The sequence below is a fragment of the Paenibacillus sp. P4_E11 genome (assembly GCF_056401635.1).
Window position 1 is genome coordinate 1 of the sequence record NZ_JBFUIX010000143.1, and the last position, 8,604, is coordinate 8,604.

At 45.8% G+C, this 8,604-nt stretch carries 9 protein-coding genes and 1 pseudogene; 8 read left to right on the plus strand and 2 right to left on the minus strand.

All coding sequences use genetic code 11. From position 1 onward, the window contains the following. Window positions 1-505 (plus strand): S-layer homology domain-containing protein (locus AC1DWB_RS29250; RefSeq protein ID WP_477544625.1); only part of this gene is annotated, 505 nt, incomplete at its 5' end. 510 nt (window positions 506-1,015) lie between these two features. On the opposite strand, the pseudogene AC1DWB_RS29255 reads toward AC1DWB_RS29250, so the two are convergent. Then, window positions 1,016-1,183, minus strand: a pseudogene (locus AC1DWB_RS29255) (helix-turn-helix domain-containing protein); the annotation flags it as partial. A 364-nt stretch (window positions 1,184-1,547) separates the two neighbouring features. Between AC1DWB_RS29255 and AC1DWB_RS29260 the strand changes: the two are divergent. Genes AC1DWB_RS29260 through accC form a run of 7 tightly spaced genes read left to right on the plus strand, consistent with a single transcriptional unit; the run spans window position 1,548 to window position 7,611 of the window. Next, window positions 1,548-2,321, plus strand: coding sequence for a LamB/YcsF family protein (locus AC1DWB_RS29260; protein WP_477544626.1), 774 nt, complete (start codon window positions 1,548-1,550; stop codon window positions 2,319-2,321). Window positions 2,322-2,339: 18 nt separating this feature from the next. After that, a complete protein-coding gene (locus tag AC1DWB_RS29265; protein ID WP_477544627.1) occupies window positions 2,340-3,044 on the plus strand; it encodes a DUF969 domain-containing protein in 705 nt (234 codons plus the stop codon). Between the two features lie 10 nt (window positions 3,045-3,054). Further along, window positions 3,055-4,008: a DUF979 domain-containing protein gene (locus AC1DWB_RS29270; protein ID WP_477544628.1), complete on the plus strand. Its 954-nt coding sequence runs from the start codon at window positions 3,055-3,057 to the stop codon at window positions 4,006-4,008. Window positions 4,009-4,022: 14 nt separating this feature from the next. Next, window positions 4,023-4,766 (plus strand): 5-oxoprolinase subunit PxpB, encoded by a 744-nt coding sequence (pxpB, locus tag AC1DWB_RS29275; RefSeq protein WP_477544629.1) that lies wholly within the window; start codon window positions 4,023-4,025, stop codon window positions 4,764-4,766. Then, window positions 4,763-5,773 carry a 5-oxoprolinase subunit C family protein gene (locus AC1DWB_RS29280; protein WP_477544630.1) on the plus strand — a complete coding sequence of 337 codons (1,011 nt, stop codon included), beginning with the start codon at window positions 4,763-4,765 and terminating at the stop codon, window positions 5,771-5,773. Before pxpB ends, AC1DWB_RS29280 begins: the two co-directional genes overlap by 4 nt. Further along, on the plus strand, window positions 5,770-6,249 hold the full coding sequence (gene accB / locus AC1DWB_RS29285; RefSeq protein ID WP_477544631.1) for an acetyl-CoA carboxylase biotin carboxyl carrier protein: 480 nt from the start codon (window positions 5,770-5,772) through the stop codon (window positions 6,247-6,249). The genes AC1DWB_RS29280 and accB overlap by 4 nt, the downstream gene beginning before the upstream one ends. A gap of 3 nt (window positions 6,250-6,252) precedes the next feature. Then, a complete protein-coding gene (accC, locus tag AC1DWB_RS29290; protein WP_477544632.1) occupies window positions 6,253-7,611 on the plus strand; it encodes an acetyl-CoA carboxylase biotin carboxylase subunit in 1,359 nt (452 codons plus the stop codon). 733 nt (window positions 7,612-8,344) lie between these two features. Here accC and AC1DWB_RS29295 read toward each other — a convergent pair. Next, the coding region (locus tag AC1DWB_RS29295) for a hypothetical protein (protein WP_477544633.1) at window positions 8,345-8,604 on the minus strand (260 nt) is incomplete at its 5' end.

Genomic DNA, 8,604 nt, shown 5'->3' on the forward strand with positions numbered 1-8,604 from the left:
GGCAAGTATTAAGCAAGCCGCAAAGAGCGGTATTGTCAATGGTTATGCCGATGGCACGTTTAAGCCGAACAATACGGTGACTCGCGCAGAATTCGCAGTTATGCTGATGAATGCATTGAAGCCGCAAGGTAGTGGAGCGGAGCTTACTTTCACGGATAAAGCGGAGATCGGAACATGGGCGCAGAAAGCAGTCGCGCAAGGGGTACAAGCAGGTATTATTAACGGTTATCCGAACGGCGCCTTCGGTCCGAATGCAGAAGTCACACGCGCTGAGATGGCAGTGATGATCGCGATTACCTTGGGTCAATCGGTCGAAACGAAAGCCTCAACTGGCTTCGCAGATGACAAGGACATACCGGCTTGGGCGAAAAGCAGTATTGCTTACGTGAAGCAAGCAGGGATTGTGAAYGGAAAAGGCGATAATAGGTTCGTCCCTCAAGACTCTGCAACAAGAGCTGAGGCGGTAACGGTTCTGCTGAATATGTTGGCACAGAAGAACAAGTAAAAGGACGCATTAAAGGATTACAGATAGAGCCCCATTGATTGGGGCTCTTCTGTTTGCGTTCTAGCAAATGTATACTCTCTTTAGTTTCTCGACAAACAATAAATAAATCTTACATCGCTCAAATTCCCGGAGGCTTTTGATCTGAGAACAGTTGGTGAAATTTATGGTGTAGTAGAGATAGGGCGGGTTATGTGCTCCCTTAAAGGTCGTTACTTTTAGTGCTTCCAGTAGTATTGCCCGTGTTCTAATCTATTGATATCAACTGAAAATCTTTTTGAAGCAGTATTGAGCTTTACAGGGCACCTGGTACGAAAAAAACTAAATTGACACTGAGTATCAGGCCAATGTACACTTGGATTAAAATTCCATATTCAAACTCAATGATTGGGAGTATTAAGGAATAACTATTGTTCAGAGAACTGTCGGGTCGGTGCAAGACAGTCAATAGCTTCCCCAACTCACCCATGAGTGGTAAGACTGAAGCAATAAGGTCTTAACGGCTAACCACCGTAATCGTTGCTGCTTCCGTTGCTCGTTATCGTCATGGTATCTTTCAACCTTGTTCTGACGTTCTGCCAGCATCTGATTGTAGATAAACCGAACACAGCCAAACGTCTTACGAATCATCATTTCCTGCTCGGTTGACGGATAGATCCGGAACCGATAGGCCTTATTCATGTCCTCACCCCCATGAATAGATTATACCATAAATTAAGGAACGTTTGTTCTATTTCTTGTCACTGAATCCAACAAAAAACATTCTAAAAGCACCGATTCATTCCCCGCCTACGCTCTTTCTTCGAAAGCAAGGTGGCTTAGAGGCAGGGGACTTCTCGGCTCTTTAGTTAAATATAAGAGCTCATCATCCTGCTGTCTATGTCAGCGGGGAGAAGGGCTCTTTTTTCTCATAATTTATTTGGAGGATAGGGGAAAATATAACTTATTGAAATATGAAGCGGCTAACAAATTATAATGTGTATATCTTAATAACTTCGGAATAAATGTTCCGAAATACCGGACAAAAGGGATGGGAGGTATAATTGTGTACACAATCGATTTGAACTGTGATATGGGTGAAAGCTTCGGCGCCTACAGGATGGGGGAAGACGAGGAGATACTCCAATTTGTTACGTCGGCCAATATTGCCTGCGGATTTCATGCGGGGGACCCGTCTGTCATGCGTAAAACGGTACGACTGGCGCTGGATAGAGGGATCGGCATCGGAGCGCACCCAGGACTTCCTGATTTGGTCGGCTTCGGCAGAAGAAATATGGATATTTCAGCGCAGGAAGCTTTTGATATGGTCGTTTATCAGATTGGGGCATTGTACGGTTTCGTAAAGGCGGAAGGGGGAAAGTTGCAGCACGTGAAACCCCATGGTGCTTTATATAACATGGCTGCGAAGAGCCCGGTGTTATCCGAAGCGATTGCCGAAGCGGTTTATAAAGTCGACCCGGAATTGATCCTGTTTGGGCTCTCTGGGAGCAGTTTAATCGCTGCTGGACAGATAGTAGGACTTCAAACCTCTAGCGAGGTTTTTGCGGACAGAACATACCAGCAAGACGGATCGTTAACGCCACGCGGTCAACATGATGCCTTGATCATAGATCATCGTCAAGCGGTCGATCAGGTCATTCGTATGGCGAAAGAAGGAAAAGTAAAAACAATGCAAGGGTTAGACATTTCAATCATGGCAGATACGCTCTGCATCCATGGCGACAGCCCGAACGCGATGAGCTTGGCGGGTCATATTCGGGAATCATTAGAAGCTGCGGGTATTATTGTTCAGGCTATTGGAAAAAGTAAACAAGGATGAAAAGGGGGAAGCTAATATATGTTATCACTCATTGGTATCGTAATCGTTATAGTCGGATTTGCCTTGCGGTTTAATCCGCTGCTCGTCGTAACGGTAGCCGGTATTGTTACTGGTTTGGCCGGACATCTCCCGTTGGAGAAGATTGTTACGACCTTTGGGGATGCATTTGTAAAAAACCGTTATTTGTCTTTGTTTATTTTGACCTTGCCTGTTATAGGGCTTCTGGAACGAAACGGCTTGAAGGAACAAGCTCAAAAATTGATCGGCAAGGTCAAAGCCGCCACAACAGGCCGCATCCTGATTTTGTATCTCTTCATACGCGAAGCTGCTGCAGCCTTGGGATTAACCAGTCTAGGCGGACATGCGCAAATGGTTCGTCCGCTCGTTGCTCCGATGGCGGAGGGGGCAGCCGAGAATAAATATGGGAAATTACCGGACAAGATCCGCAATAAAATCAAGGCGTTTGCTGCTTCCTCTGACAATGTCGGATTGTTTTTCGGGGAAGATATATTCATTGCTTTTGGCGCAGTTTTGCTGATGAAAGGCTTCTTTGAACAGAATGGCATTATGTTGGAGCCGTTGGATATTGCTGTATGGGGGATTCCGACTGCTATCGCAGCGTTCCTTATTCATAGTACCCGGCTTTTCCTGTTCGATCGGACAATTCAACGCGAATTAGAAGCTGATGCCGTAGCAAGTAAGATTTCATCCGAGAAGGAGTGAACAGAACAGCATGATTATTAGTCTCGAATATATTTATTACGTTGCCGGTATTTTTTTGGCGGTCATTGCACTTCTAACGCTGAGAGACAAAGGGAACCCGAGACGTGTAATGACAGCTTTTTTCTGGGGATTATATGCGGTTACGTTCTTATTCGGAACCGTCATTCCTTCCTTATATATGGGAATTATCGTCATCGTTCTGGCATTGATTGCCGGCTTTGGGGGCGTTCGGATCGGATCCTATGATCAAGTTGATGAGGAGCAACGTGCCTCCCGTTCGAAAAAGCTGGGTAACCTTTTATTCGTGCCGGCTCTTTTGATCCCATTGATTACGTTGGTAGGGACAGTTGGTTTAAAAAACTTGACTATAGGCGGACTTCAATTGTTGGATCAAAAGAATATTACGCTCGTTAGTCTCGGCGTCGCTTGTGTAATCGCATTAATTGCAGCGATAGTGCTGACGAAGGAAACAGGCTTGCGGTCGATCAAAGAATCCCGCCGTTTGCTTGATGCAATTGGTTGGGCGGCCGTTCTTCCGCAGATGCTGGCTACGTTGGGAGGTCTCTTCGCTGCCGCGGGTGTCGGCAAAGCGGTTTCCGATTTGGTTAGCGCCGCGATTCCTGTGGACAATCGCTTCTTGGTTGTGCTGGCCTATTGCGTTGGGATGGCGCTGTTTACGATGATCATGGGGAATGCGTTTGCTGCTTTTCCCGTCATGACCGCGGGGATCGCGCTGCCGCTGCTCGTTCATGTTCACGGTGCCAATCCGGCCACTTTAGCTGCGATCGGCATGTTCAGCGGCTATTGCGGGACACTAATGACGCCAATGGCGGCGAACTACAACATTGTGCCTGCGGCTTTGCTGGATTTACCCGATAAGAACGGCGTAATTAAGGCTCAAGTGCCAACAGCGCTAATATTATTGGCAGTGAATGTGTTCCTGATGTATTTTCTAGCGTTTTAAGAGGGGGTAACACTATGGGAAATGGTGAATTCCAGATGAAGCTGTCCCCGCATGGGGAATCGGCGATTCGCATCGAATTGGGAGAAAGCATTGATGATGATATACATCGCAAGGTACACGGGTTAAGAGATTACATCGAAAAGCATCCATTTCTAGGGATGATTGAATGTATTCCTGCTTTTGCGAGTGTTACGGTGTTGTATGATCCTATGAAGGTGAAGATTTTATATGCAGACCACCGGGAGATTAACAATCGCTCTTCATATGAAATTGTAGTCTCAATAATAGAGCAAATGGCGTCCAGCTTCGAAGTCTCCAGCCATTATGAACCAAGGATTATGGAAATTCCGGTTTGCTATGGCGGGGAATTCGGACCGGATTTGGAAGATGTGGCAGAGCATAATAAGATCAAGCCGGATGAGGTCATTGAGATTCATTCCAGCGGCGAATATCTTGTTTACATGATCGGGTTTGCTCCCGGCTTTCCTTACTTAGGAGGAATGTCTGAGAGAATTTCGGCTCCCAGGCGGTCTTCTCCCCGCCAATCCATTCCGGAAGGGTCCGTAGGTATTGCAGGAATACAAACGGGTGTTTACCCTATCTCAACCCCGGGGGGCTGGCAGTTGATTGGCCGTACCCCATTGAAATTATTCCGTCCAAGTGACAATCCTCCAAGTCTCCTTCAATCAGGGGATATCGTAAAATTCCGTTCCATTTCCCTACAGGAATATGAGCTTTACAAGGGGGAGAGCCAATGAGTATGAAAGTGTTGCAGCCAGGTCTTCTTACCAGCATCCAAGATTTGGGTCGATACGGGTATCAAAAGCACGGAGTCATTGTAAGTGGCGCCATGGATACGTACTCTCTTCGGCTTGCCAATCTGCTGGTTGGTAATGAAGAGGGTGAAGCGGGATTAGAGATTACCTTAATGGGTCCTTCGTTTCTTATAGAGCAAGATACCCTATTGGCCATTAGCGGCGGAGATTTATCGCCCAGCATCGACGAAGAGTCGATCCCGATGTGGAGACCTGTTTATATCAAGGGAGGTAGCGTGCTTCGGTTTGGAACATGCAAATCGGGATGCCGGTCTTATATAGCGGTCGCGGGTGGATTTAACATTCCCGAAGTGATGGGCAGCAAGAGCACTTACTTGAGAGCTGGATTAGGAGGCTTTCACGGAAGAGCTTTAAAAGAGGAGGATGTGCTCGAGCTTAACACGCCTTCGGAACAAGCAGTTCACACGATGAAAGGGTTGGAAGCGAAAGCTGGAGAGAGGCCGTTTGTACCAACCTCTTGGTATATTGAAAGAGGTTGTATCCCGCAGGATACTGGGCATACTATGGTCCGTGTGATGCACGGCAGTCAGTTTGAGCTATTTGATGAAGACAGTATAACTACTTTTTTTAATGAACCGTTTCAGGTTACACCTCAATCGGACCGTATGGGTTATCGATTGTCAGGTCCAGTGTTGAAGTTAAAGAAACCGGTAGAAATGATTTCTGAAGCGGTTTCCCTTGGAACCGTTCAAATTCCTCCCGATGGAAACCCGATTTTATTGTTAGCCGACCGGCAGACGGTAGGTGGGTATCCGAAAATTGCTCAGGTCGCTGCGGTTGATATTTCGGTTATCGCCCAAATGAAGCCGGGGAAGAAATTAACCTTTCAAGAGATTACTGTAGAAGAGGCGGAAAGGCTTTATATGGTTAGAGAAAAACATATTCAAAGTCTGAAGCTAAGAATGAAGTTAAAGGGGATTATTCGTTGATAAAAATAAATGAGATCCGAGAAATGATTAAAATGGTTGAGGAGTCTGCCATACAGAGATTCGAGTATGAGACGAGCCGGATCGTTATCGTAAAAAATGATTTGCATGCAGTAAAATCAACAATCATCGAAGGTAAGACTGAAGAGGAAGAACGTCCTGTAAAACCAGCCGTTAGCTCGGATTCGGTTGAAGTCCAACAAGAAATCCAGCATGAAATCCAACAAGATATCGAATTGCCAAAAATTACGTCTCCCACGGTAGGGACGTTTTATTCTGCTCCGCAGCCGGGGGAGGATCCATTTGTGAAAATCGGCCAAAACGTCGTTTCTTCAACGGTGGTTTGTGTGCTGGAAGCGATGAAGCTGTTTAATGAGATTCGTGCCGGAGTCGACGGGGAGATTGTAGAAATCTTGGTTAAGGAAGGCGACTTTGTTGAATTTGGCCAACCTCTGTTTTTAGTTAAAAAGGGGGATTAAGTGATGTTTAACAAAGTGTTGATTGCCAATAGAGGGGAAATCGCCGTACGGGTGATCAGAGCTTGCCGGGAAATGGGCATCGCTACGGTTGCCGTATATTCGGAAGCAGATCGGCAAGCGCTGCACGTGCAGCTCGCGGATGAGGCGTACTGCATTGGACCGACTGCTTCAAAGGACAGTTATTTGAATATGATAAATATTCTTACTGTGGCAACGTTTACCCAATCGGACGCCATTCATCCGGGGTATGGGTTTCTTTCGGAAAACGCTAATTTCGCTGGAATCTGCGAAGCGTCCGGGTTCACCTTTATAGGGCCAGATGCCGACGCGATTAAAAAAATGGGTGCCAAAGCCGTCGCCAGAGATACGATGAAACAAGCCGGCGTTCCTACGGTGCCCGGTACCGAAGGCATCATTGAAGATCTGGAGTCTGCCGTCAAGGTCGCTGGAGAGATTGGGTATCCCGTTATTGTGAAGGCAACGGCCGGCGGCGGCGGCAAAGGAATGAGGGTAGCTCGCAGCGAGGAAGAACTGATAACATCCATTCGTCAGGCTCAGCAGGAAGCGGAAACGGCTTTCGGTAATTCAGGAGTGTATATAGAAAAGTATTTGGAAGAGCCGAGGCATGTAGAAATTCAAATTATGGCAGATAAAGTTGGGAATGTCGTATACCTTGGGGAACGGGACTGTTCGATTCAACGTCGTCATCAGAAACTGCTGGAAGAGGCGCCGTCGCCTGCCCTTGATCAAGCTTTGCGGGAGCAAATGGGGCGGGTAGCCGTTTTGGCCGCCAAAGCCGTCAATTATCATGGCGCTGGAACTGTGGAATTTCTTCTGGATCGACACGGCGGGTTTTATTTTATGGAGATGAATACCCGAATTCAAGTAGAGCATCCGGTAACAGAGCTCGTTACGGGAGTAGATTTAATTAAAGAGCAAGTTGCTGTGGCGGCAGGCGTTCCGCTCTCTTTTAGCCAAGAAGATATCGACATTAAGGGTTGGGCGATTGAATGTCGGATTAATGCAGAAAATCCTTACAACAATTTCATGCCGTCACCTGGGAAAGTGGAACAGTATAATCCGCCGGGTGGATTCGGAGTACGAATTGATAGTGCGGTTTATTCCGGCTATGAGATTTCACCTTTTTATGATTCTATGGTGGCGAAAGTGATAGTTTGGGGAAGAGACCGCCAGGAAGCGATACAGAGAATGAAGCGGACACTCGACGAATTTACTATAAAAGGGATTGTGACAACGATTCCATTTCACCAGAGATTGTTGGAGCATGAGATGTTTGTAAAAGGGGAGTTTAATACAAAATTTCTGGAAATATACAATGTCATGGATATGGAAACCAGATAGTTCGTACGAATGGTCTCGAACGATCTTCATGCCTTGGCGAATTTGTGGATTTGCCAAGCTGCGGGATCGGCCTATGGTTTATATGTATATGGTTTAAGATGAAAGCGAGCTTACCGAAAGGCGGTCAACTTTTGTGACGATGTGCGCCCGCTTTCTTTTTTACAGTTATTTATATTAAACTATTAAACAATGATTCTACTTTAGAAAAGTTGATTTTATCCCGTTAAATATTTTTGTGTCATCGATTGGAGTTGTTGACGAATTGTTGGCAAACTGCGTCAACAACAGGCAAAATACAATCTAAGAGAACAATATGCGAACGGGAAGATGCCTTATAAATAAGGGAATACACAACACATACAACAGAGGACCAGGCGACTGCAGTTCCCGCATACGACACATGTGGAGTGCTGTGTGTCGGTAGTGAGGGAATAGTATTGTGAGCCGCATTTACCTGTTCAATCAAAGCCCAAGCGGTTATATCGCTAGGGCTTTGATTTTAAGAGTCAGAACATCTCGATGCAAGTTTCTATATAGTTGATAATATGTTCCTCCCAAGGTAACATACAGCAAACTTGTTCCTCGAGAGGTTTTCTTATGATTTTTGTTTCCTCTAATGAATATTTCGGCATGGTAGAGCCACTTGGTTCATTTGTGAGAGCCATCAGAATATGAGGGCTCTCCTATTTACAGTTTTAACTATCGTATCCTTTAGCGGAACTTCATATAAGTATTAATTGGTCAATCTTAAAAGCTCTTCGCGTAGTCCGAAATAAGCATCATTCCATCCCATCTTCGCATAAAAGCGTAATCCAATCAATCCATTGTAATATTTTGCCCCAATTATTCTTTCCTTAAAATTAGGAATGGAAATGCCAACCTGTTGCTGATAACTCTGGTATTCCTGGATCACATCAAGTTTCCTCAAGTGCCAGTCTAATGTTGCAAGGTCGACAAGAAAATCACCATATTTACCATTAGTGTCGATAATAC

Bases quoted from the DNA above. Each gene is read 5' to 3' on its own strand.
- AC1DWB_RS29270 (WP_477544628.1), top strand. From the start codon at position 3,055: ATGATTATTAGTCTCGAATATATTTATTACGTTGCCGGTATTTTTTTG.
- pxpB (WP_477544629.1), top strand. From the start codon at position 4,023: ATGGGAAATGGTGAATTCCAGATGAAGCTGTCCCCGCATGGGGAATCG.
- AC1DWB_RS29280 (WP_477544630.1), top strand. From the start codon at position 4,763: ATGAGTATGAAAGTGTTGCAGCCAGGTCTTCTTACCAGCATCCAAGAT.
- AC1DWB_RS29265 (WP_477544627.1), top strand. From the start codon at position 2,340: ATGTTATCACTCATTGGTATCGTAATCGTTATAGTCGGATTTGCCTTG.
- accC (WP_477544632.1), top strand. From the start codon at position 6,253: ATGTTTAACAAAGTGTTGATTGCCAATAGAGGGGAAATCGCCGTACGG.